This window comes from Streptomyces sp. SAS_272 (genome assembly GCF_052543235.1).
Genome location: NZ_JBMNDR010000001.1, coordinates 88,027 through 111,835 on the forward strand (window position 1 = coordinate 88,027; position 23,809 = coordinate 111,835).

A 23,809-nucleotide genomic window follows, 5' to 3' on the forward strand; every position below is an offset into this window, starting at 1 on the left:
AGGTAAGTCGCAGCGGGGCGGACGCGCTTGCTGATGGGGTGTCAGGATTGGGATGAACGGGTGTCGGACGCCCTGTGGCCGGGGTGGTCTGCACTCGCGTTTCACCAGGTCACGTGCGTGCGGACGGTGTCGCGCGGAAAACCGTGCGCGGGAGGTGTGAACGGGTGACCGGTCAGCGCCGGGTGAGCCAGTCGCCGCCCTCGATCGCCTTCCCGCGCACGCGCAGACGGGCGGCGACGGCGGGCGCGGCCAGGTACACCCAGGCGCGGACGGGAGGGGCGCCGGCCGTCCTCGTCACCTCGCGCGTGACGCGCTCGTAGAGGTTGCGCGGGTCGCCTGGCGCGTACTCCTCCAGCCGGTCGAGCTCGGCGAGCAGCCGGGCGTACGCCTCGGGGCGGGCCGTCACGAGGTCCCCGGCGACGGTCGCGCCCGCGTCGCCCGGCTCCTCGACCGCGTAGGGATAGCCGGGCCCGTCGTACAGCACCGCGCCCGGCAGCCGGGCCGGTTCCTCGCGCAGGGTGCGGCCGTGCAGGAAGAGGTCGTGGTTGACCTGGCCGGGGCGCAGGGTGCCGTAGACGAAGAAGGGGAGTGCGGGGGCGGTCACGGAAACGATTCTCTCCCCTCACCGCCCCTGCACGGGTCCCTCGCGTCGATGCTATGGACATGACATGTCGAGGCCTCTTAAATGCCAGGACGACGTCAGCGCCATCCCCACGCGCGCCCCCACGGCGCCTTCCTGAGGAGACCGAAGAGACTGATGAGTCGGATACGGCAGCACGTCCGAGGTTCCCGTCTCGCCACCACCGGCATCGCCGTCACCACGGCCGCACTCCTGGCGGCCGCGCTCTCCCCGGCCGCCGGTGCGGCCGACAGACCGACCCGCGCCACCGCCCTGGACAACGCGGCGGCGGTCCTCGCCGACCGGGCCGAGGCCCTGGGTCTCACCTCCGGGCAGAGCACGTCCGTCCGTGATGTGGTCGTCGACAAGGACGGCGCCCAGCACGTCCGTTACGACCGCACCTACCGGCAACTCCCCGTGCTCGGCGGGGACTTCGTGGTCCACCTGGCTCCCGACGGCACGTACCGCAGCGCGAACCGCGCGACCGGGGCGGCGATCGAACTGCCGAGCATCACCCCGAAGCTCTCCGCTCCCAAAGCCGCCGACGTCGCCGTGAACGCCCTGCGCGCGGCCAACCTCGGCGAACGCCTTGACCAGGTGAAGGCCAAGCCGCAACTGGTCGTCGACGCCCTGCACGGCACCCCGAGACTGGCCTGGCGGACCAACGCCGTCGGCCTGGACTCGCTCGGCAACCCGGTCGCCCGCACGGTGCTGACCGACGCGCGCATCGGCGCCCAGATCGACGCCTGGGACGCCCTGGAGACGGCCACCGGCGACGGCAAGTCCCTGTACGGCGGCACGGTCGCGCTGGAGACGACCCAGTCGGGCTCGACGTACCAGCTCAAGGACCCGACGCGCGGGAACACGTACACCGGCGACGCGGAGAACAAGACCGACCTGTGCATCTTCGGCATCTGCTTCAGCCGCGCCCCCGCCACGCTGTTCACGGACTCCGACAACCACTGGGGGACGGGCGCCGCGGCCGACCGATCGACGGCGGCCGTGGACGCCCAGTACGGCACCGACGTGACCTGGGACTACTACAAGAACGTGCACGGCCGCAACGGCATCGGCAACGACGGCAAGGGCTCCTACAACCGCGTCCACTACGGCAACAACTACGCCAACGCCTTCTGGGACGACAGCTGCTTCTGCATGACGTACGGCGACGGCAACGCCACGCAGCTCGGCCCGCTGGTGGGACTGGACGTGGCCGGCCACGAGATGTCGCACGGCGTGACGTCCAAGTCGGCGAACCTGACCTACTCGGGCGAGTCCGGCGGTCTGAACGAGGCGACCTCCGACATCTTCGGCTCGCTGGTGGAGTTCTACGCCGGCAACTCCTCCGACGTCGGCGACTACCTCATCGGCGAGAAGATCGTCCGCTCCGGGTTCGGCCGGGACGCCCTGCGGTACATGGACAAGCCGAGCAAGGACGGCAGTTCGGCCGACTACTGGAGCAGTTCGGTCGGCAACCTCGACGTGCACTACTCCTCGGGAGTCGCCAACCACTTCGCCTACCTGCTCGCGGAGGGCAGCGGAACGAAGACGATCAACGGCGTCACCTACAACTCCCCGACGTCCAACGGCTCGACGGTCACCGGCATCGGTCGCGACAAGCTCGGCGCCATCTGGTACCGGGCCCTGACGGTCTACATGACGTCCTCCACGAAATACGCCGGCGCGCGGACGGCGACCCTGAACGCCGCCCGTGACCTCTACGGCGCCGGCAGCACGGAGTACAACGCGGTGGCGGCGGCCTGGAGCGCCGTCAACGTGAACTGACCTCCACCGCTCCCCGACGCCGCGGCCCGCCCCGACGACCTCCCGGGGCGGGCCGTGGCGGGCAGTGGCGAGAACACGCTTCCCCCGTGGCCTGACCACCCGCTACGCTCCCTCCGCGCGCATCCGGCGCGAGCTGGGGATACCGGGGGTAATGGGGGAGATGAGCGAGGAAATCGCCGCGGCCGAGAAGGGCCCGAACGCATGGGCGCAGGCCATCGCGGCGCTGGTGGTGGTCGGCGCGCTGGGGGGCGCGCTGTACGTGATCCAGCAGAACGACGCCAAGGCCGCCGACAAGCCGGCCACCTGCCGGGCCGACGACGAGGACAAGAAGGCCGCCGAGGCCGCGAAGGCGGCGCAGCGCGTCTCCGGGACGCAGTTGTGCACGGCGCTCAACCGCACGGACCTGCCGACGCTCCTCGGCACGCCGGCGGAGCACGCGCAGACCGCCTACGGCAGCGACGGCTCGGTCGAGACGGGGGGAAAGAGCATCCCGTCCCCCGAGGGGACCGTCCAACTGGGCACCTACACGGTGAAGTTGTCGCGGTCCTACGACGGCCTGCCGATCGGCGGGATGCAGGACCTGCTGAACGAGGCGCAGACGAAGACGATCGCGGGTCACCCCGCGGTGCTCTACTCGAGCCCGACGATCGCCATCCAGTTCAACCTGGGCGGCGGCAAGTCGAAGTCCGCGCCCGGCGGCATCGCCCGCACCCTGGTCGTCGCCCCGGACGTCAAGGACGGCGGAGGCTCCTACGAGCTCTCCATCTGGCGCCAGGACGATGTGCGTCCGGACGACACGGCACTGCTGCGCGTCGCCCAGCAGGTCCTCCCCACGATCCCCGGCTGGACCACCGCCCGCTGACATGCCGTCAGGCGTCGCCGCACGCCGCCGGGCAGCGCCGTCGTCCTGGATCACGGTGAGGGCGGCCGGAGTCCGCCGGGCATGCCGGACACGCCGAAGGCCGGCGCCCCCGTGGGGCGTCGGCCTTCGCGGTGCGGGAGCCGTGACGGTCACGCGACCAGCTGGGGTTCCTCCGCGTGCGCCTCGGCGACGGGCTGCTGCGGCCTGGCGTCCCGCATGACCAGGGCCGCCAGGACGGCCGCTGCCAGGACGCCTATCGCGCTGATCGTGAAGGTCGTCGTCATCGAGGCGGTGAAGGCCTCCCGGGCGGCCCGCACCAGAGTGCGGTCGCCGCCGGCCGCCGCCAACGCCCCGCCGATCGACTGCCGGGCCGCCTCGGGGGCGTCGGCCGGCATCTCGGCGGCGAAGCCGCTGGTCAGCAGGGAGCCGAGGATCGCGATGCCGAGCGCGGTGCCGGCCTGCTGGACGGTGTCGTTCAGGGCCGAGCCGACACCCGCCTTGTCCGCCGGGATGGTGCCCATCAGCGCGGCGACGGCGGCGGGCATCGCGAGGCCGGCTCCGAGTCCGAGCAGTCCCAGCGCCACGGCCGGGACGGTGAAGCCGGAGTCCGCGCCGACCGTCGCGAGGAGTGCGAAGGAGACGGCCATCACGAGCATCCCGGCCAGGACGACGAATCGGTTGCCGATCCTCCCGGCGAGGTGCACGCCCGCTCCGTTGCCGGCCAGCGCCGCGAGAGCGAACGGCAGGAAGGCGAGGCCGGCCCGGACGGGGGAGTAGCCGAGGACGAACTGCAGGTACTGGGTGAGGACCAGCAGCAGACCGCCGTTGCCGATCTGCACCAGGGCCAGCGAGAGCGAACCACCGCTGAAGTTGCGGTTTTTGAAGAGGACCAGCGGGACCATCGGCGAGGAGGTGACGTTCTCCCAGACCACGAACCCGGCCAGACCGAGGACGGCCACCGCGAGGCTGAGGGTGGATCGCCCGCCGAACGCGCCGTGCAGCGGAAGCTCGATGATCCACCAGACCAGGGCGGTCATGCCGACCGCGGAGAGCACCGCGCCGAGCGGGTCGGGCTTCTGCCAGGGGGCCCTGGACTCCGGCATCAGGGTCACGGCGGCGACGACGGCGAGCACGACGACCGGGACGTTGATCAGGAAGATCGAGTGCCAGGAGAAGTGGTCGATGAGGACGCCGCCCAGGACCGGGCTGCCGACCAGGCCCAGCATGGACACCGAGCCCCATGCCGCCATCGCCCTGCCGCGCTCCTCCTCGTCGAAGACGGTGATGAGGATCGACAGCGTGGACGGCATGATCAGCGCCCCGCCGACGCCCATCGCGGTGCGGACGGCGATCACCTGGCCGGGGTCGGTGCAGAACGTCGCGGCCAGCGAGGCCGCCCCGAACAGCGTCAGGCCGACCAGCATCACCCGCCGGCGGCCGAAACGGTCACCGAGACTTCCCGAGGTCAGCAGCAGGCCGGCGAAGACCAGGATGTAGGAGTCGAGGATCCACTGGGTGTCCTGGGCGCTCGCGCCGATGTCCTCGGTCATCGAGGGCACCGCGACGGTCAGCGCCATGCTGTCGATCGTCAGGACCAGAGTGCTCAGGCACAGCACGACCAGGATCCACCAGCGGCGGGGACTACGGGTTTCCATGACGTCCTGTCCTTTCGTCGTGCGCACGGTGTTCTTGTGATGCGCACACTGTTCCGGCGAGGGTCTGCCGAGCGCTGCGTACGGTGTTTGCTCGGTGCGCACACTGTACGCATGTCGGAACGCTGTGCGCAATGGGGAACTCTGTACGCTGGAAGCGCACGATGTTCGCCCGTTGTCAGTCGACCCCCCTGGGAGCAGAGCCGTGGCCGCCGAGACGAAGAACCCCCGCCCCGTCCCCTCCGTGTGGGCCCGCGGGCGCCGCGAGCCCGACCAGCCCGCGCTCAGCCGGGACGCGATCGTCCGGGAGGCGGTCGCCATGCTGGACGTCGACGGCATCGAGGCGCTCAGCATGCGCAAGCTGGGCTCCCGGCTGAACGCGGGCGCGACCTCCCTCTACCGGCACGTCGCCACCAAGGACGAGCTGATGGAGCTGGCCGTGGACGAGGTCGCCGCCGAGATCCAGGTCCCGTCGGCCGACGGCCCCGACTGGCGCGCCGCCGTCGCCGGGGCCGCGGGCTCCTTCCGCGCGACCGCGCTGCGGCACCCCTGGCTCGCCTCGGTCCTCGGTCAGGCCGGCCTCGCCTACCTCGGCCCCAACCTGATGTCCTTCTCGGAGCGTCTGGCCGCGCTGTTCACGGCCGCGGGGTTCGCCGAACCGGGCCGCGTCGTCGTACCCGTGCTGAGCTACGTCATCGGCGTGAGCACCACCGAGGCGGCCTGGCTCACCACGGTCGCCCGATCCGGCGAGAGCGAGGCGGACTTCATCGCCCGTCTGATGCCCGCGGCCCAGCAGGCCGCCGCCCCCTACGCCCACCTGGCCGACGAGTACGCCGCGAGCGCCGCCGAGTCGGCCGACCCGGTGGCGCTGCGCGAGAGCAAGTTCGCCTACGGCCTGGACGTCGTGCTGGACGGCCTGGCCCTGCGCCTGCCGGAGTAGGGCCCCTGCGCGGCAAGCCCCGGCGCGGCGGCGTCCGGACCAGGGGTTTGCCCTAGACGGACTCGGCCGCGAGTTCCACCCGCACCGCGCACACCTTGAACTCCGGCATTCGCGAGGTGGGGTCCAGGGCCGGGTTGGTCAGGGTGTTGGCCCGGCCCGCGCCCGGCCAGTGGAACGGCATGAAAACGGTGTCCGGGCGGATGCCCGTGGTGATCCGGGCCGGCGCCACCGCCCGCCCCCGCCGGGACACGACGGCCAGCGCATCGCCCTCGGCCGCCCCGAGCCGTGCCGCGAGGCGGGGGTGCAGCTCCACGAACGGGCCGGGCGCGGCGGCGTTCAGCTCGGCGACGCGCCGGGTCTGGGCGCCGGACTGGTACTGCGCGACCACCCGCCCGGTGGTGAGCAGCACGGGGTAGTCGTCGTCCGGTTCCTCGGCGCTCGGCCGGTGCGACACGGGCGCGAACCGGGCCCGGCCGTCCTCGGTGGCGAACCGGTCGAGGAAAAGGCGGGGTGTGCCGGGCGCCGGGCGGCCGTCCCCGTCGGCCGGGCAGGGCCAGAACACCCCGTCCTCCGCCGCCAGCCGTTCGTAGCTGATCCCGGAGTAGTCGGCGATCCCGCCCGCGCTGGCCCGCCGCAACTCCTCGAAGACCTCCTCGGGTTCGACGGGGAAGCCCTTCTCGACGCCCAGTCGCGCAGCCAGTTCGTGCAGCACCGCCAGGTCGCTGCGCACGCCGTCCGGGGCGGTGACCGCCTGCCGGCGCAGCAGCACCCTGCCCTCCAGGCTGGTCGTGGTCCCCGTCTCCTCCGCCCACTGGGCGACGGGCAGGACGACGTCCGCGAGCGCCGCCGTCTCGGACAGGACGACGTCGCAGACGGCGAGGAAGTCGAGGGACTTCAGGCGTTCCTCGATGTGCGCGGCGTGCGGCGCGGACACCACCGGGTTCGACCCCATGAGCAGGAGCGACCGGACGTCGGACCCCAGGGCGTCCAGGAGTTCGTACGCGCTGCGGCCGGGACCGGGCAGCGAGTCCGGGTCGACGCCCCACACCTCGGCCACGTGCCGGCGGGCCGCCGGGTCGTCCAGTTTGCGGTAGCCGGGCAGCTGGTCGGCCTTCTGGCCGTGCTCGCGCCCGCCCTGCCCGTTGCCCTGCCCGGTCAGGCAGCCGTAGCCGCTGAGCGGCCGCCCCGCCCGGCCCGTCGCCAGGCACAGGTTGATCCACGCGCCGACCGTGTCGGTGCCCTTGGACTGCTGCTCGGGCCCGCGTGCGGTGAGCACCATCGCGGCCTTGGGCTCGCAGAACAGCCTTACGGTCTCCCGGAGTTGTGGAACGGACACCCCCGTGATCCGTTCCACGTACTCCGGCCAGTGGGCCATGGCGGCCGCCCGGGCGTCCTCCCAGCCGACGGTGCGCTCGCGCACGTACTCCTCGTCGACCCGCCCTTCGGCGACGATCAGGTGCAGCAGGCCGAGGGCGAGCGCGAGATCCGTCCCGGGCCGCGGCGCCAGATGCAGGTCGGCCTGCTCGGCGGTCTTCGTGCGGCGCGGGTCGATGACGATCAGCGTGCCGCCGTTCTCCCGCAGTTCGCTGAAGAACCGCAGGGCGGGAGGCATGGTCTCGGCGAGGTTGGAGCCGACCAGGATCACACAGCCCGTGCGCGGGATGTCCTCCAGCGGGAAGGGCAGCCCCCGGTCGAGTCCGAACGCCTTCATTCCGGCCGCCGCCGCGGACGACATGCAGAACCGGCCGTTGTAGTCGATCTGCGAGGTGCCGAGCACCACCCGGGCGAATTTGCCGAGCGCGTACGCCTTCTCGTTCGTCAGCCCGCCGCCGCCGAACACGCCGAGTGCGTCGGCCCCGTGCGCGGCCCGCACCCGGCCCAGCTCCCCGGCGATCCGGTCCAGCGCCTGGTCCCAGGAGGCCGGCACGAGCGAGCCGCCGGACCGCACGAGAGGCGAGGTCAGCCGGACGCCCGGGGCCAGCACCGCCGCCGCTGTGCGCCCCTTGCCGCACAGCGCTCCCCGGTTCACCGGGAAGCCGGTGCGCTCGACCACCTCGACGCCCCCCGCGGGCAGAGGCGACAGGGCCATCCCGCACTGCAGGGCGCAGTACGGGCAGTGGGTGGGTGTCGAGGCGGTCGGCATGCCCCCAGCGTGCGTCGCCCGTGTTACACGTCGTGCGGCCTCCTGTTACGGCGGTGTGCTGGCACCCTCCCCGAGCGCCGCGTCCCGGAGTGAGGCACAGGGAGCCCCGCCCTTGAGTCGTCGCCGACCCGCACGAACGTTGCCCCTGTGGACGAAGACGCCACAAGTGACTCGTTCCGTACAGTGGATGTCCGGTTGCGCATGCTTGAAGGTTGAAAAGCCGCCGATACAGTCGAGTGCGCGCACGACCACGCACGGCGCACGACTCCTGCACGGCGCACGACCCCTGCACGGCGTCAGACCGCACGGCGCACGACTCCGTACGGCGCACGCCCCGTACGCCGTACGCCCCCGCACGGCGTTCGCACACCGGGTGAGCCGTCTGACGACGTCCGGGCACGGCCCACCGCCGGCCATGTCACCTGCATCCCGAAGCAGCCTGGAGGTCACCCCACCATGCCTCTGCGCCATCTCACCCCCCGTGACCAGGATCTCTTCTGGCGCTACGGCCGCGGCCCCGCCGTCGACGTCCCGGACCCGCTGGTCCACCGCGCCGTCGAACGGCACGCCGTCGCCGCTCCGCACGCCGTGGCCGCCGAACACCGCGGCACGGCCCTCACCTACGGCGAGCTCAACCGGTACGCCGACGCCCTCGCCGCGCGGCTGGTCCACGAGGGCGTCCGCCCCGGCGACCACGTCGGCCTCTTCGTCCGCCGCTCGCTGCCGATGCTCGTCGGCCTGCTCGGCATCCTGAAGGCGGGCGCGGCCTACGTCCCCCAGGACATCGGCCTCGCGCCCCCCGCCCAGCTCGCCCACGTCGTCCGGGCCGCAGCCACCCGAGTCGTGCTCACCCAGCGTGCGCACGTCGGCCGGATCCCGCGCGGCCCCCGTGTCCTCGCCCTCGACGAACCCCTCCCGCGCGCCCCCGCGCCCCGCCCCCGCATCGATCCCGACGACGGCTGCTACGTCCTGTTCACCTCCGGCACCACCGGCAGTCCCAACGGCGTGAAGGTCACCCACCGCAACGTCGCCAACCTCCTGTGCACCGAACCCGGCGGCCTCGGCATCCGTCCGGGCGACCGGGTGGCCCAACTCCTCAACATCGCCTTCGACATGGCCGCCTGGGAGATCCTCGGCTGCCTGGCCCACGGCGCCACCCTTGTCGTCCGCGGCAAGGACATCGCGGCGGCCGCGCGCAGCGCCACCGTGCTCGTCGCCACCCCGACCGTGCTCGCCGGCATCGACCCGGCGTCCTGCCCCCGGGTGCGCACGGTGGCCGTCGCCGGTGAGCCCTGCCCGCGCCCGCTCGCCGACGCCTGGGCGGCCCGGGCCGCCTTCCACAACTGCTGCGGCCCCACCGAGACGACCATCGTGAACACGATGAGCCGCCATGCCCCGGCCGCCCCGCTGCTCACCATCGGCCGTCCCACCCCGAACAACACCGTCTACGTCCTCGACGCCGACCGCCGTGCCCTGCCCGTCGGCGAGGTCGGTGAGATGTGGGCCGGCGGCGACTGCGTCTCGGCCGGCTATCTCGGCAACGACGAGCTGAACGCCGAGCGCTACGCCCCCGACCCGTTCCTCGGCGGGGGGCGCCGGATGTTCCGCACCCGGGACCTCGGCCGCTGGACTCCCGGCGGCGAACTCGAACACCTCGGCCGCACCGACGACCAGGTCAAGGTGCGCGGGTTCCGCGTCGAGCTGGACTCCGTCTCGTCGGTCCTCGAAGGCGTTCCGGGCTGCACCCGGGCGGTGACCCTGCGGCGCGACGCCCGCAGCCTGGTCTCCTTCGTCTGCCCGGCCGACGTAAATCCGGACGCGGCCCGCCGCGCGGTGGCGGACGCACTGCCGTACTACTGCGTGCCCGAGGATGTCATGCCCATGACTTCTCTGCCGGAGACGGACCGCGGAAAGATCGACAAGGCGGCGCTGCTGAAGCTGGCCCGAGAGCGGACGGCGGTGGCCGCCCGATGACGACGTCCTCCTCCCTGCCCCCGTCCCCGCCCGCGTCCCCGATACCGCCCCCGTCCCCGCTTCCCGCACCCTCCGCCTCCGCATCCGCCTCGGCCTCGGCCTCCGTCTCGCCGTCCCCTGACGAGCGACCCGTCGAACTGCCTCCGCCGCTCTCCGCGCCCCGGCGTCTGCTCAAGCACCCGCGGCTGATGCACCACAACCGCCTCGCGGCGCTGGTGCTGTTGGTCAACCTGGCGTACGCGTACGGGAGTCGGCCCCTGTCCGCGGAGTCCCTGGCGCACGCGTCCCTCGCCAACCTCGCCCTGGCCGTCCTCGTCCGCCAGCAGTACGTCATCAACCTGCTGTTCCGGCTGGCGACCTCGGCACCGACGCACTGGCCGCTGCGGCTGCGCTGGACGCTGGGCAAGGTCTACCACTTCGGCGGACTGCACGTGGGCGGAGCCCTGGCGGGGGCGGCCTGGTTCCTGGCGCTGACAATCCGGACGACCGACGGCTCGCTGCGGGTCGTCGGCTGGACCCTGGTGACGCTGCTCGCGGTGATCGTCGCCACCGCCCTGCCGCCCTTCCGCTCCCGCCACCACGACCACTTCGAGAAGATCCACCGCTTCGGCGGCTGGACCGCCCTCGCCCTCTTCTGGACGCACACCCTGATGGCGGCTCCCGGGCCCGGGCCGGTGTCCGTGCTGGCACTGGTCACCTTCAGCGTCGCGCTGCCCTGGCTGCGGCTGCGCAAGGTGGAGGTGCGCCTCGAACGCCCCTCCCGCCATGTGGCGTTGGCGCGCTTCGACCACGGCGTGACGCCCTTCGCCGGCTCCTCGACCGCGATCAGCCGCAGCCCGCTGAAGGAGTGGCACTCCTTCGCCAACGTCCCGGCCCCCGGCCAGTCCGGCTTCCGGCTCACCGTCTCGCGGGCGGGCGACTGGACCGGCGCCTTCATCGACGACCTGCCGCGGAAGGTGTGGACGAAGGGCATCACCACCGCCGGGGTCGCCAACATCGAAGTCCTGTTCACGAAGGTGGTGTACGTGGCGACCGGCAGCGGCATCGGGCCCTGCCTGCCGCATCTGCTGGCCGCCGAGGTCCCCTCCCGGCTGGTCTGGGCGACCCGCGACCCACGGGCGACCTACGGCGACGCCCTCGTCGACGAGATCCTCGCCGCCCAGCCGGACGCGGTCGTCCGGGACACCTCCCGCGGCGGCAAGCCCGACATGGTGGCGCTCGCGTACGCCGCCTACCGCGACTTCGGGGCGGAGGCGGTGATCTGCATCTCCAACAAGAAGCTGACCTGGCAGGTGGTGCACGGGCTCGAACGGCGCGGGATTCCGGCGTACGGCGCGATCTGGGACTCGTGACCCCGGACAGAGCCCGGATGAGACCGGACGAGAGCCCGGACAGAGCCTGGACACAGAGCCCGGGCAGGGAAGAGGGAAGGCAGGCGACACGATGGACAACCTGAAGCTGGAGCGCGCGGGCGGGGTCGTGACGGTCCGTCTGCACAGACCGCACGTCCTCAACGCGCTGAACGCGGAGCTGCTGGCCGAACTCCTGCACGTCCTGCGCCCGTTGGAAGCGGACGACTCCGTCGGATGCGTCGTCGTCACCGGTTCCGAGCGGGCCTTCGCGGCCGGGGCCGACATCCGGGAGATGGCGGGGAAATCGGCCGTGGAGATGGCGCGGGAGGACTACTTCTCCGCCTGGGAGGACTTCGCCGACCTGCGCACCCCGCGGATCGCCGCGGTGAGCGGAGTCGCCCTCGGCGGTGGCTGTGAACTGGCGATGATGTGCGACCTGGTGATCGCGGGGGAGTCGGCGCTCTTCGGTCAGCCGGAGATCAAACTGGGGGTGATCCCGGGCATCGGCGGCACCCAGCGCCTGACCCGCCTGATCGGCCGCGCCAAAGCGATGGACCTGGTCCTCACCGGCCGCACGATGGACGCCCGCGAGGCGGAACGCGCGGGCCTGGTCTCCCGGGTGGTCCCCGACGACCGGGTCCTGCCCGAGGCGTGGGAGGCGGCGGCGGCCGTCGCGTCGTACGGGGGCGCGGCGGTCCGGGCGGCCCGCGAGTGCGTGGACCGTGCCCTGGAGACCGGTCTGCGGGACGGCATCCGCTACGAACGCCGCGTCTTCCACGCCCTGTTCGCCACGGACGACCAGAAGGAGGGGATGGCCGCGTTCCTGGAGAAGCGCCGGCCGCGCTTCACCGGACGCTGACGCTGCCCGTACGGCGGGCACGAGGAGCACGGGCAGCACGGCGGGCACGGGGCATGCCGGCAAGGGACCCGTCGGCCACACCTCGCGCCCGCCCGCCTGCCCCCCGCCTGCCCCCCCACCTGCCCCTCCCGGGGGCGCCTCACCTGGCCGCCGCAGACGCCCGGGCCACCCCCCGCTCCTTCGGCCCGAGGAAGCGGGGGTCGGGCTCGAACACCGCGTCCAGGGCCGCCTTGCCGGCCGCCAGAACCTCGCGGGCGCCTCCGTAGTACCAGGTGACGTCGTGCTTGGCGGCGACGCCGACGCCGTAGGAGTCGACGCCCGCCGCCTCGCACAGGGCGACCGCCCGCCGGATGTGGAAGTCCTGGCTGATCAGCACGGCCGCGTCGACGCCGAAGATCTTCTTGGCGCGCACGCACGAGTCCCAGGTGTCGAACCCGGCGTAGTCGCTGACGATCCGCCGGTCAGGCACGCCGTGTCTCGTCAGATAGGCGCGCATCGCGTCGGGCTCGTCGTAGTCCTCGCGGCTGTTGTCGCCCGTCACGAGGACGACCTCGATCCGGCCGGCCCGATACAGCTTCGCCGCCGCGTCCAGCCGGTGCGCGAGGTACGGCGACGGCTCGCCGTCCCACAGGCCCGCCCCGAAGACGACGGCGACCTCGCGGCGCGGCGCCTGCGCCGTCGTGCCGATCCGGTCGGACGTCGACACGTACAGCCAGGTGGCCGGCAGCAGCGCCAGCACGCACCCGGCCATCACGGCCTGCACCAGCCGGCGCCGCCCGGCGCGGGTGCGCGGCAGCCGCGGTCGACGGATGTTCATGAGATCCCCCCGGTCGAAGTCAACCTTCGGCCAGGGAAGACGCGGCGGACGGTGATCCGGTTCGCCCTCCCGGCCGTGTGTCCCGCGCCTCACACTCGTCCCGCCCCGGCGGTGAACCCCCGGAAAACAGTCGTGACGGTCAGGCAACGGGGGTGCAACCTCGGCCGGGCAGGATGGGTGCATGAGCCAGCCACGTCTCGTCCACCTCGACGGCCGCCGGCGACCCGGCCCGCCCGCGCTGGTCGTCGTCGCCCACGGCAGCCGTGACCCGCGCGCCCTGAGCACCGTCCGCGCGCTCCTGGACGTCGTCCGCGCCGAGCGCCCCGGCCTGGCGGTCCACCTCGGGCACATCGAGCTGAACGAGCCCCTGCTCACGGACACCCTGGCCGGTCTGGACGCCCACGGCACGACGGACGCCGTCCTCGTCCCCCTCCTCCTCGCCCGCGGCCACCACGTCAAGCGCGACATCCCGGAGACGGCGGCGCGGGCCCGGGTACGCACGCGCGTGGCCACGCCGCTGGGACCGCACCCGCTGCTGGCGCAGACCCTGCACGCGCGCCTGACCGAGGCCGGCTGGCGCGCGCCGGCGACCGAGCGGGAGCGCCGGTCGAGCGCGGTGGTGCTGGCGGCCGCCGGCTCCCGCGACCCGGACGCGGCGACCGACACACGCCGCACGGCACGGCTGCTCGCCGAACGCCTGGGCGTGCCGGTGGTCCCCGCCTACGCGTCGACGGCGGCCCCGACGGTCACGACGGCGCTGCGGGCCCTGGCGGCGCGGGGGCGCGAGCGCGTGGCGGTGGCCTCCTGCTTCACGGCCCCCGGACGCTTCGCGACGGAGGCCGCGCAGGCGGCCCCGTGGATCGCGGCGACCCCCCTGGGCGTCCACCCCCTGATGGCGAGCCTTCTGCTCCACCGCTACGACCGGGCCCTGGCGGCGGACGGCAGGAGCGACGCGGCCTGAGGGGCGCGCGCAAGCACGCGCCCCGCCACGGACGCCACGAACGCGCCCCCCACGGAACCCGGCAGGCGAGTAGCGCCCCGATTGTCACTCCCGCCGCTTACTGTCGAATCATGGAAGGCACCGCACACCCCGACACCGCCTATGACCCGACGTCAGTCGCCCGCTGGGCCCCCGAGCCCGACAAACGCCCCGGCCGTACCGCCTTCCAACGCGACCGCGCGCGCGTCCTGCACTCGTCGGCGCTCAGAAGGCTCGCGGCCAAGACGCAGGTGGTCACCCCGGGAGAGCGCAGCCCTGAGTGGGACGCGACGCCGCGCACCCGCCTCACCCACTCCCTCGAGTGCGCCCAGGTCGGCCGGGAGCTCGGGGCCGCCCTCGGCTGCGACCCGGACCTGGTCGAGGCGGCCTGCCTCTCCCACGACCTCGGCCATCCGCCCTTCGGCCACAACGGCGAGCAGGCCCTCAACGACTTCGCGCGGGACTGCGGCGGCTTCGAGGGCAACGCCCAGTCGCTGCGCCTGCTGACCAGGATCGAGCCCAAGCGCTTCACGGAGGACGGCTCCGTGGGCCTCAACCTCACCCGGGCCACCCTCGACGCCGCCACCAAGTACCCCTGGCCGAGGGGCGGCCACCCCACCGACGCCGGCTCGCCCAAGTTCGGCGTCTACGACGACGACCGGCCCGTCTTCGACTGGGTCCGCCAGGAGGCCCCCGGCACGCGCACGTGCTTCGAGGCCCAGGTCATGGACTGGGCCGACGACGTGGCGTACTCCGTCCACGACGTGGAGGACGGCCTGCACGCGGGCCACATCGACCCCAACTGCCTGCACGCCGAACCGGAACGCCAGGAGATCTTCCGGGTCGCCGTCGGCCGCTATGTGCCCGCCGGCACCGACCCGGCCGAGCTGGCCGCCGCCCTCGACCGCCTCCAGGACCAGGAGTGGTGGCCGCACGGCTACGACGGCACGGCGGTGGCCCAGGCCCGCCTCAAGGACGCCACCAGCCAGCTCATCGGCCGTTTCTGCCTCGCCGCCGAGGGCGCCACGCGCGCGGGGCACCACGCCGGCCGCCTCACGCGTTACGGCGCCGAACTCGTCGTCCCGCACGAGACGCGCCTGGAGTGCGCGGTCCTCAAGGCCGTCGCCGACCGGTACGTCATGCAGCGCGCCGAACAGGAACGCCTGCGCGCCGACCAGCGCGTCGTCATCGGCGAACTCGCAGAGGCCCTCACCGCCCGCGCCCCCGACGGCCTCGACCCCCAGTTCCGCGCGCTGTTCGACCGGGCCGCCGACGACCGCGCCCGCAAACGCGTCGTCGTCGACCAGATCGCGTCCCTCACCGACGCCTCCGCCCGCTCGCTCCACCGCCGGCTGACGGCGCACACCGGACGCTGACCGGGAGCGCCCCGTCCGCCCCGTGCGCCCAAACGGGCCGGAACGCGCCACGGTGTGCCGTGATCGGGCACGTCCCCCTTCCCCCATCACGCTGCGTGCGGGACGCTCGGACATGGCGGCACGCTCAACGAGGAGGCATCACGTGGTCGACGCGGATCAGACATTCGTCATCGTCGGAGGAGGCCTGGCCGGCGCGAAGGCGGCCGAAACGCTGCGAGCGGAGGGCTTCACCGGCCGCGTGATACTGATCTGCGACGAACGCGACCACCCCTACGAGCGGCCGCCGCTCTCCAAGGGCTATCTGCTCGGCAAGGAGCCGCGCGAGAGCGTCTTCGTGCACGAGCCCGCGTGGTACGCGCAGAACGACATCGAGCTGCACCTCGGCCAGACCGTCGACGCGATCGACCGCACCGCGAAGACGGTCCGCTTCGGCGACGACGGCACGCTCGCCCACTACGACAAGCTGCTTCTGGCCACCGGCGCCGAACCGCGCCGTCTGGACATCCCGGGCACCGACCTGGCCGGCGTGCACCATCTGCGCCGGCTCGCGCACGCCGAGCGTCTCAAGGGCGTCCTCGCGGCCCTCGGCCGGGACAACGGCCACATCGTGATCGCCGGCGGCGGCTGGATCGGGCTGGAGATCGCGGCGGCGGCCCGCGAGTACGGCGCCGAGGTCACCGTCGTCGAACCCGAGCCGACACCGCTGCACGGGGTCCTCGGCCCCGAGCTCGGGAGCGTCTTCGCCGACCTGCACCGCGAGCACGGCGTCCGCTTCCACTTCGGCGCCCGGCTCACCGAGATCGTCGGGCAGGACGGCATGGTCCTCGCCGCCCGCACCGACGACGGCCAGGAGCACCCGGCGCACGACGTCCTCGCGGCGATCGGCGCGGCCCCGCGCACGGCCCTCGCCGAGGCGGCCGGCCTGGAGATGGCCGACCGCGCCCACGGCGGCGGAGTCGCCGTGGACGCGACGCTGCGCACCTCGGACCCCGACATCTACGCGGCCGGCGACGTCGCGTCCTTCCCGCACGGTCTGTTCGACACCCGGCTGCGCGTCGAGCACTGGGCGAACGCCCTGAACGGCGGCCCGGCGGCCGCCCGCGCGATGCTCGGCAAGGAGGTCGCGTACGACCGCGTGCCGTACTTCTTCTCCGACCAGTACGACCTGGGCATGGAGTACAGCGGCTGGGCGCCGCCGGGTTCGTACGACGAGGTCGTGATCCGCGGCGACGCGGCCAAGCGCGAGTTCATCGCGTTCTGGGTGAAGTCGGGCAGGGTGCTGGCCGGGATGAACGTGAACGTGTGGGACGTCACGGAGCCCATCCAGAAACTGATCACCGCCCTGACCCCGGTGGACACGCAGGCCCTGGCCGACCCCCACGTCCCCCTGGACGGTCTCCTCCCGTGAGTGTCGGTGCGCCCCCGTAGAATCACCACGTGGCAGGACGGATCAACGACGAGGACGTGAAGGCTGTTCGGGACGCGGTCCCGATCGACGCCGTGGTGTCCGAGTACCTCCAGCTGCGGGGCGCGGGCGGCGGCAACCTCAAGGGCCTGTGTCCGTTCCACGACGAGAAGTCGCCGTCCTTCCAGGTCAGCCCGAGCAAGGGGCTCTTCCACTGCTTCGGCTGCCAGGAGGGCGGCGACACCATCACGTTCGTGATGAAGGTCGACCACCTCACCTTCTCCGAGGCCGTCGAGCGGCTCGCCGCCCAGGCCGGCATCACCCTGCGTTACGAGGAGGGCGGCTACAACCCCTCCCACCAGCGCGGCGAACGCATCCGCCTGGTCGAGGCCCACAAGATGGCCGCCGAGTGGTACGCGGAACAGCTCGCCCTCAGCCCGGAGGCCGACACCGGCCGGCTCTTCCTCGCCGAGCGCGGGTTCGACCAGGCCGCCGCCGTCCACTTCGGCGTCGGCTACAGCCCCCAGGGCTGGGACCACCTCACCCGCTTCCTGCGCGGCAAGGGCTTCACCGACAAGGAACTGCTCCTGTCCGGGCTCGCCCAGGAGGGCCGCCGCGGGCCCATCGACCGCTTCCGGGGCCGTCTGATGTGGCCCATCCGCGACATCGGCGGCGAGGTCGTCGGCTTCGGCGCGCGCAAGCTCTACGAGGCCGACAACGGGCCCAAGTACCTCAACACGCCCGACACGGCGATCTACCGGAAGTCCCAGGTCCTCTACGGCATCGACCTCGCGAAGAAGGACATCGCCAAGTCCAGCCGCGCCGTCGTCGTCGAGGGCTACACCGACGTCATGGCCTGCCACCTGGCCGGCGTCACCACCGCCATCGCGACCTGCGGCACGGCCTTCGGCGGCGACCACATCAAGATCCTGCGCCGGCTGCTGATGGACAACGGCAGCGCCCGCGTGATCTTCACCTTCGACGGCGACGCGGCCGGCCAGAAGGCGGCCCTGCGCGCCTTCGAGGACGACCAGAAGTTCGCCGCCGAGACGTACATCGCCATCGCCCCCGACGGCATGGACCCCTGCGACCTGCGCCTCGCCAAGGGCGACGAGGCGGTCGCCGACCTGACCCAACCCCGCACCCCGCTCTTCGAGTTCGCGCTCCGCCAGATCGTCCTCCGCTACGACCTCGACACCCCGGCGGGCCGCGCCGCCGCCCTCGACGAGGCCGCGCCCATCGTCGCCCGCATCAAGAACAGCGGCGCCCAGCACGAGGTCGCCGTCCAGCTCGCCGGCATGCTCGGCATCCTGGACACCCAGTTCGTCGTCAAGCGGGTCGCCCAGCTGGCCCGGTGGGCCCGCGACCGGGGCGGCAAGGGCCCGGCGGCACCGGCCGGCAGTGGCCCCCGGCAGTACGAGGCCTCCCCCCGCCAGGCCCCCGGCCCGGCCCTCACCCTGCGCAACCCCGTCTACGCGACGGAACGCGAGCTGCTCAAGCTCGCCCTGCAACGCCCGGAGCTGGTCTCCCCGGCCTTCGACGCCTACGGGGCCGACGAGTTCACCGCCGCGCCCTACGCCGCCGTCCGCCAGGCCGTCCTCGACGCGGGCGGCGCCGAGCTCGGCGTCCAGGACGGCTCGGAGTACCTGGTCCGCGTCCGCGACATGGCCCCCGACGACGCCGTCCGCGCGATGGTCACCGAACTCGCGGTGGAGCCGATCATGCGCCGCACGGTCGACGAGGTGTACGCGGGCAACGTCCTGGTGCAGGTGCGCCGCCGCGCCGTCGAGCGCCGCGTCCAGGAGATCCAGATCACCGTCAAACGACTGGAGGCGGGCGGCGACCCCGCGCAGCTTGCCGCGGCGAAGAACGAGCTGTGGGTCCTCCAGCAGTACGACCAGGCGCTGAAGGTGCACGGCCCCGACGCCCTCTGAACAGCACGTCACGGTCCGGAATCAAAAAGTCACCGCACGCCCCTCGTGGCGAGGATGTGCCGTACGCCACACTGGGTCCGGTGCCTGAGTCCTCGGAGCGGCCCCCCAGTACCGCCGCCGCTCACCTCAGCAGCGATCATCCTGGAGGTCGCCCCCGTGCAGACCCAGACCCGGACCCTCACCCCGACCGACAGCACCGCCGACAGCGCGCCCGACGGCACGGAACCGGACGCCGAGTCCGACGTCCTGCTCGCGGTCCCGCCGCAGAACCGCGCCGCGCACCACCCGGAGTCGCAATCCGACGCCGCGACGGACGCCGACCCCGAGGCCGACACCGACGCCGAGCCCGGGGACCCGCCGCCCGAGGCGCTCGCGGAGGCCCCGGAGCACGAACCCGTCGAGGCCCCGCGCCGCGCCCGCGTCACCGAGAGCGCCGGCCCGTCCTCCGACCTGTTCCGCCAGTACCTGCGGGAGATCGGCCGCATCCCGCTGCTCACCGCGGCCGAGGAGGTGGAACTGGCCCGTCGCGTGGAGGCCGGCCTGTTCGCCGAGGAGAAGCTGGCGTGCTCCGCCGACCTGGCCGGTGAGCTCGCCCTCGACCTCGACCGGCTGGTCGTCATGGGCCGGATGGCCAAACGCCGCCTCATCGAGTCCAACCTGCGGCTCGTGGTGTCCGTCGCCAAGCGCTACGTCGGCCGCGGGCTCACCATGCTCGACCTCGTCCAGGAGGGCAACCTCGGCCTGATCAGGGCCGTCGAGAAGTTCGACTACGCCCGCGGCTACAAGTTCTCCACCTACGCCACCTGGTGGATCCGGCAGGCCATGTCCCGCGCGCTCGCCGACCAGGCCCGCACCATCCGCGTCCCGGTCCATGTCGTCGAGCTCATCAATCGGGTCGTCCGCGTCCAGCGCCGGATGCTCCAGGAGCGCGGCTACGAGCCCACGGCGGAGGAGGTGGCCGCCCAGCTCGATCTGCTGCCGGAGCGCGTCGGAGAGGTCCTGCGGCTCGCCCAGGAGCCCGTCTCCCTGCACGCCCCGGTGGGCGAGGAGGACGACGTGGCCCTCGGCGACCTCATCGAGGACGGCGACGCGGCCAGCCCCGTGGAGTCGGCGGCCTTCCTGCTGCTGCGCGAGCACCTGGAGGCCGTGCTCTCCACGCTCGGCGAACGCGAGCGGAAGGTCGTCCAGTTACGTTACGGACTGGCCGACGGCCGCCCGCGCACCCTGGAGGAGATCGGCCGCATCTTCGGCGTGACACGCGAGCGGATACGGCAGATCGAGTCGAAGACCCTCAACAAGCTGCGCGACCACGCCTTCGCGGACCAGCTCAGGGGCTACCTGGACTGAGCCGGCGCCGACCGGGCGGGGCCGCCCGCCGTCACCCGTTGCGAGCGGCCCCCACGACACGGCACGGCACGGCGCAGGGCCGGCCGCGCGCACGTCCCCGGTCAGTCGACCTCCGCCACCGCCTGCGCGAACTGCGCCTTGTACAGCCGGGCGTAGGCCCCGTCCGCCGACAGCAGTTCGCTGTGCGCGCCCTGCTCCACGATCGAGCCGTTCTCCATCACCAGGATCGTGTCGGCGTCCCGGATGGTCGACAGCCGGTGCGCGATGACGAACGACGTGCGGCCGTGGGCCAGCTTCGCCATCGCCTTCTGGATCAGCACCTCGGTGCGGGTGTCGACGGAGCTGGTGGCCTCGTCGAGCACCAGGATCGTCGGGTCGGACAGGAACGCCCGCGCGATGGTGATCAGCTGCTTCTCACCCGCGCTGACCCCGCTGCCCTCGTCGTCGATCACGGTGTCGTAGCCGTCGGGCAGGGTGCGGACGAACCGGTCGGCGTGCGCGGCCCGCGCCGCCTCCTCGATCTCGCCCCGGGTGACCTCCCGCGACGCGCCGTACGCGATGTTCTCCGCGATGGTGCCGCCGAACAGCCAGGTGTCCTGCAGCACCATGCCGATCCCGGCGCGCAGCTCGGCACGGGACATCCGCGCTATGTCGACGCCGTCGAGGGTGATGCGTCCGCCGGAGACGTCGTAGAACCGCATGAGCAGGTTCACCAGCGTGGTCTTGCCGGCGCCCGTCGGGCCGACGATGGCGACCGTGTGGCCGGGCTCCACCGTCAGCGACAGGTCCTCGATCAGCGGCTTCTGCGGGTCGTAGCGGAAGGAGACGCCCTCCAGCGCCACCCGTCCGCGCAGCTCCTCGGGCCGCTGGGCGGCCACCGGGTCCGCCTCCTGCTCCTCCGCGTCCAGGATCTCGAAGACCCGCTCGGCCGAGGCGACGCCCGACTGCACCAGGTTCGCCATCGACGCGACCTGCGTCAGCGGCATCGAGAACTGGCGGGAGTACTGGATGAACGCCTGCACGTCGCCGATGGACAGCGAGCCCGACGCGACGCGCAGCCCGCCGACCACCGCCACCAGCACGTAGTTGAGGTTCGACACGAACATCATCAGCGGCTGCATCACACCGCTGTTGAACTGCGCCTTGAACCCGGCCTCGTACAGCGCGTCGTTCTGCTCGGCGAACTGCTCGGCCGACTGCTGCTGACGGCCGAACACCTTCACCAGGTTGTGACCGGTGTACATCTCCTCGATGTGCGCGTTGAGCTTGCCGGTGGAGCGCCACTGCTGCACGAAGTGCGGCTGCGACCGCTTGCCCACCCGGGTGGCGACGACCGCCGACAGCGGCACGGTGACGAGAGCCACCAGCGCCAGCAGCCACGACACCCAGAACATCATCGCCAGCACGCCGATGATCGTCAGCAGCGAGTTGATGAGCTGCCCCATCGACTGCTGGAGGGTCTGCCCGATGTTGTCGATGTCGTTGGTCGCGCGGGACAGCACCTCGCCGCGCTGCCGCTTGTCGAAGTACGACAGCGGCAGTCGCGACAGCTTCGTCTGCACGTCCTCGCGCATCCGGAACATCGTGCGGTTGACGGTCCTGTTGACCAGGCGCGTCGCCACCGCCATCATCAGCCCGGCGACCAGGAACACCCCGACCGCGACCAGCAGCACCTCGCCGACCGAGCCGAAGTCGATGCCCTTGCCGGGCGTGAAGTCGGTGCTCCTGAGCATGTCGGCGACACCGCTGTCACCGCGCTCCCGAATCGCGTCGAGGGCCTGCTCCTTGGTCGCCCCGGCCGGCATCTCCCGGCCGACGATGCCCGCGAAGACGAGGTCGGTGGCCTTGCCGAGGATCTTCGGCCCCACCACGTTGAGGCCGACGCTCAGCACCACGCAGAACAGCATCAGGCAGAGCGTCAGCCGTTCCGGCCGGAACCGGGCGAGCAGCCGCCTGCCGGACACCTTGAAGTCCAGCGAGCGGTTCTCGGGACCTCCGCCGGCCATCATGCGCCCCATGGGCCCGGCCATCAGGCAGCCTCCGCTTCCGTAAGCTGGGAGAGCACGATCTCCCGGTAGGTCTCGTTGTCCGCCATCAGCTCGCGGTGGGTGCCGGTGCCGACGACCCGGCCCTCGTCGAGGACGATGATCCGGTCGGCGTCGCGGATGGTCGCCACCCGCTGGGCGACGATCACCACGGTGGCCTCGGATGTCTCCCGCCCGAGCGCCGCCCGCAGCGCCGCGTCGGTGGCGTAGTCGAGGGCCGAGAAGGAGTCGTCGAACAGGTAGATCTCCGGCCGCTGCACGAGCGTGCGGGCGATCGCCAGCCGCTGCCGCTGACCGCCGGAGACGTTGGTGCCGCCCTGCGCGACGGGGGAGTCGAGGCCGTTCTCCAGCTTGCTGACGAAGTCCTTGGCCTGGGCCACCTCCAGCGCGTGCCACAGTTCCTCGTCGGTGGCGTCCGGATTGCCGTACCGCAGGTTGCTGGCGACCGTGCCCGCGAACAGGTAGGGCTTCTGCGGCACGAGACCGACGGTCCTCGCCAGCAGCACCGGGTCGACCTCGTCCACGGCCACCCCGTCGACGAGCACCTCCCCCTCGGTGGCGTCGAACAGCCGTGGCACCAGCCCGAGGAGCGTGGACTTGCCGCTGCCGGTCGAGCCGATCACGGCCGTCGTCTCACCGGGGCGGGCCACCAGCTCGACGGCCTTCAGGACGGGCTCCTCGGCGCCGGGATAACGGAACCCGGCGCCCCGGATCTCCAGATGCCCGTGCCGCCGCAGTTCGGTGACGGGAGCCGCCGGCGGAACCACGGACGACGAGGTGTCCAGCACCTCCTGAATGCGCTCGGCGCACACTTCCGCACGCGGCACCTGCATGAACATGAAGGTGGCCATCATCACGGACATCACGATCTGCATGAGGTAGGCGAGGAACGCGGTCAGGTCGCCGATCTGCATCCCGCCGCTGTCGATCCGGTGCGCGCCGAACCACACCACCGCGATCGACGACAGGTTCACCGTGGTCATGACCACCGGGAACATCAGAGCCAGCAGGTTGCCGGTCTTCAGCGAGATGCCGGTGAGATCGGCGTTGGCCTCCCGGAACCGCTGCTGCTCGTACTCGTCCCGCACGAACGCGCGGATCACCCGGTTGCCGGTGATCTGCTCGCGCAGCACCCGGTTCACGGTGTCCAGCTTCACCTGCATGGACCGGAACAGCGGCCGCAGCCGGCGCACGATCAGCGTCACGCAGATGCCCAGGGTCGGCACGACCGCGACGAGCACCGCGGACAGCGGCACGTCCAGGCCGAGCGCCAGCACGATGCCGCCCACGCACATGATGGGCGCCGACGCCATCAGCGTGAACGTCATCAGGGCCAGCATCTGGATCTGCTGGACGTCGTTGGTCGTCCGGGTGATCAGCGACGGCGCGCCGAACTGGCCGAGCTCCCGGGCGGAGAAGGACTGCACCCGGTCGAAGACGGCCGCCCGCACGTCCCGGCCGAGAGCGGCTGCGGTCCTGGCGCCGTAGTACACGGCGCCGATGTTGCACACGACCTGCGCCAGCGACACGGCGATCATCACGCCGCCGAACGTCAGGATGTATCCGGTGTCTCCCTCGACGACGCCGTTGTCGATGATGTGCGCGTTCAGGGTGGGCAGGTAGAGGGTGGCGCAGGTCTGCAGGAACTGCAGCAGCACCAGAAGAGCGATGGGTTTCCTGTAGGGCCTGAGATAGGTCCGCAGAAGTCGTATGAGCACGC

At 72.3% G+C, this 23,809-nt stretch carries 17 protein-coding genes; 11 read left to right on the forward strand and 6 right to left on the reverse strand.

Going from position 1 to position 23,809, the window contains the following annotated elements; translation table 11 throughout:
* Positions 1–172: 172 nt before the first annotated feature.
* Entirely contained in the window at positions 173–604 is a 432-nt protein-coding gene (locus ACN6LD_RS00395) for a gamma-glutamylcyclotransferase family protein (RefSeq protein ID WP_445042153.1), read from the reverse strand.
* Between the two features lie 153 nt (positions 605–757).
* Here ACN6LD_RS00395 and ACN6LD_RS00400 point away from each other — a divergent pair, with 153 nt between their 5' ends.
* Positions 758–2,404 (forward strand): M4 family metallopeptidase, encoded by a 1,647-nt coding sequence (locus ACN6LD_RS00400; RefSeq protein WP_445042154.1) that lies wholly within the window; start codon positions 758–760, stop codon positions 2,402–2,404.
* A gap of 160 nt (positions 2,405–2,564) precedes the next feature.
* Positions 2,565–3,266 (forward strand): DUF6215 domain-containing protein, encoded by a 702-nt coding sequence (locus ACN6LD_RS00405; RefSeq protein ID WP_319191103.1) that lies wholly within the window; start codon positions 2,565–2,567, stop codon positions 3,264–3,266.
* Between the two features lie 149 nt (positions 3,267–3,415).
* Here ACN6LD_RS00405 and ACN6LD_RS00410 read toward each other — a convergent pair whose 3' ends face one another.
* Positions 3,416–4,921 (reverse strand): MFS transporter, encoded by a 1,506-nt coding sequence (locus tag ACN6LD_RS00410; protein ID WP_445042155.1) that lies wholly within the window; start codon positions 4,919–4,921, stop codon positions 3,416–3,418.
* Between the two features lie 202 nt (positions 4,922–5,123).
* Here ACN6LD_RS00410 and ACN6LD_RS00415 point away from each other — a divergent pair, with 202 nt between their 5' ends.
* Positions 5,124–5,858, forward strand: a complete 735-nt coding sequence (locus ACN6LD_RS00415) for a TetR/AcrR family transcriptional regulator (protein ID WP_445042156.1) — start codon at positions 5,124–5,126, stop codon at positions 5,856–5,858.
* A gap of 52 nt (positions 5,859–5,910) precedes the next feature.
* On the opposite strand, the gene ACN6LD_RS00420 is transcribed toward ACN6LD_RS00415, so the two are convergent.
* The gene (locus tag ACN6LD_RS00420; protein WP_445042157.1) at positions 5,911–8,001 is read right to left on the reverse strand and encodes a molybdopterin oxidoreductase family protein; all 2,091 of its coding nucleotides are present in this window, start codon (positions 7,999–8,001) and stop codon (positions 5,911–5,913) included.
* Between the two features lie 456 nt (positions 8,002–8,457).
* On the opposite strand from ACN6LD_RS00420, the gene ACN6LD_RS00425 reads away from it, so the two are divergent.
* From ACN6LD_RS00425 to ACN6LD_RS00435, 3 genes are all read left to right on the forward strand, one after another.
* Positions 8,458–9,975, forward strand: coding sequence for an amino acid adenylation domain-containing protein (locus ACN6LD_RS00425; RefSeq protein WP_445042158.1), 1,518 nt, complete (start codon positions 8,458–8,460; stop codon positions 9,973–9,975).
* Positions 9,972–11,327: a hypothetical protein gene (locus ACN6LD_RS00430; RefSeq protein WP_445042159.1), complete on the forward strand. Its 1,356-nt coding sequence runs from the start codon at positions 9,972–9,974 to the stop codon at positions 11,325–11,327. The genes ACN6LD_RS00425 and ACN6LD_RS00430 overlap by 4 nt, the downstream gene beginning before the upstream one ends.
* Before the next feature lie 91 nt (positions 11,328–11,418).
* Positions 11,419–12,186, forward strand: a complete 768-nt coding sequence (locus tag ACN6LD_RS00435; protein WP_319198359.1) for an enoyl-CoA hydratase-related protein — start codon at positions 11,419–11,421, stop codon at positions 12,184–12,186.
* A 139-nt stretch (positions 12,187–12,325) separates the two neighbouring features.
* Here the strand turns inward: ACN6LD_RS00435 and ACN6LD_RS00440 are convergent, their stop codons facing one another.
* Positions 12,326–13,003 carry a SanA/YdcF family protein gene (locus ACN6LD_RS00440; RefSeq protein ID WP_319197547.1) on the reverse strand — a complete coding sequence of 226 codons (678 nt, stop codon included), beginning with the start codon at positions 13,001–13,003 and terminating at the stop codon, positions 12,326–12,328.
* A gap of 181 nt (positions 13,004–13,184) precedes the next feature.
* Here ACN6LD_RS00440 and ACN6LD_RS00445 point away from each other — a divergent pair, with 181 nt between their 5' ends.
* The 5 genes from ACN6LD_RS00445 (at position 13,185) to ACN6LD_RS00465 (ending at position 20,044) form a co-directional block, all read left to right on the forward strand.
* Positions 13,185–13,964, forward strand: coding sequence for a sirohydrochlorin chelatase (locus ACN6LD_RS00445; RefSeq protein WP_445042160.1), 780 nt, complete (start codon positions 13,185–13,187; stop codon positions 13,962–13,964).
* 110 nt (positions 13,965–14,074) lie between these two features.
* A complete protein-coding gene (locus ACN6LD_RS00450) occupies positions 14,075–15,358 on the forward strand; it encodes a deoxyguanosinetriphosphate triphosphohydrolase (RefSeq protein WP_319197549.1) in 1,284 nt (427 codons plus the stop codon).
* A 142-nt stretch (positions 15,359–15,500) separates the two neighbouring features.
* On the forward strand, positions 15,501–16,766 hold the full coding sequence (locus ACN6LD_RS00455) for an NAD(P)/FAD-dependent oxidoreductase (protein WP_319197551.1): 1,266 nt from the start codon (positions 15,501–15,503) through the stop codon (positions 16,764–16,766).
* 29 nt (positions 16,767–16,795) lie between these two features.
* Positions 16,796–18,697 carry a DNA primase gene (gene dnaG / locus ACN6LD_RS00460; RefSeq protein WP_445042161.1) on the forward strand — a complete coding sequence of 634 codons (1,902 nt, stop codon included), beginning with the start codon at positions 16,796–16,798 and terminating at the stop codon, positions 18,695–18,697.
* Between the two features lie 54 nt (positions 18,698–18,751).
* On the forward strand, positions 18,752–20,044 hold the full coding sequence (locus ACN6LD_RS00465; RefSeq protein WP_319189011.1) for an RNA polymerase sigma factor: 1,293 nt from the start codon (positions 18,752–18,754) through the stop codon (positions 20,042–20,044).
* Between the two features lie 101 nt (positions 20,045–20,145).
* Here the strand turns inward: ACN6LD_RS00465 and ACN6LD_RS00470 are convergent, their stop codons facing one another.
* Both ACN6LD_RS00470 and ACN6LD_RS00475 read right to left on the reverse strand, forming a co-directional pair.
* Complete coding sequence (locus ACN6LD_RS00470; protein WP_319189013.1) at positions 20,146–22,074, reverse strand: ABC transporter ATP-binding protein; 1,929 nt, start codon at positions 22,072–22,074, stop codon at positions 20,146–20,148.
* Entirely contained in the window at positions 22,074–23,807 is a 1,734-nt protein-coding gene (locus tag ACN6LD_RS00475; protein ID WP_445042162.1) for an ABC transporter ATP-binding protein, read from the reverse strand. The genes ACN6LD_RS00470 and ACN6LD_RS00475 overlap by 1 nt, the downstream gene beginning before the upstream one ends.
* Positions 23,808–23,809: the final 2 nt, after the last annotated feature.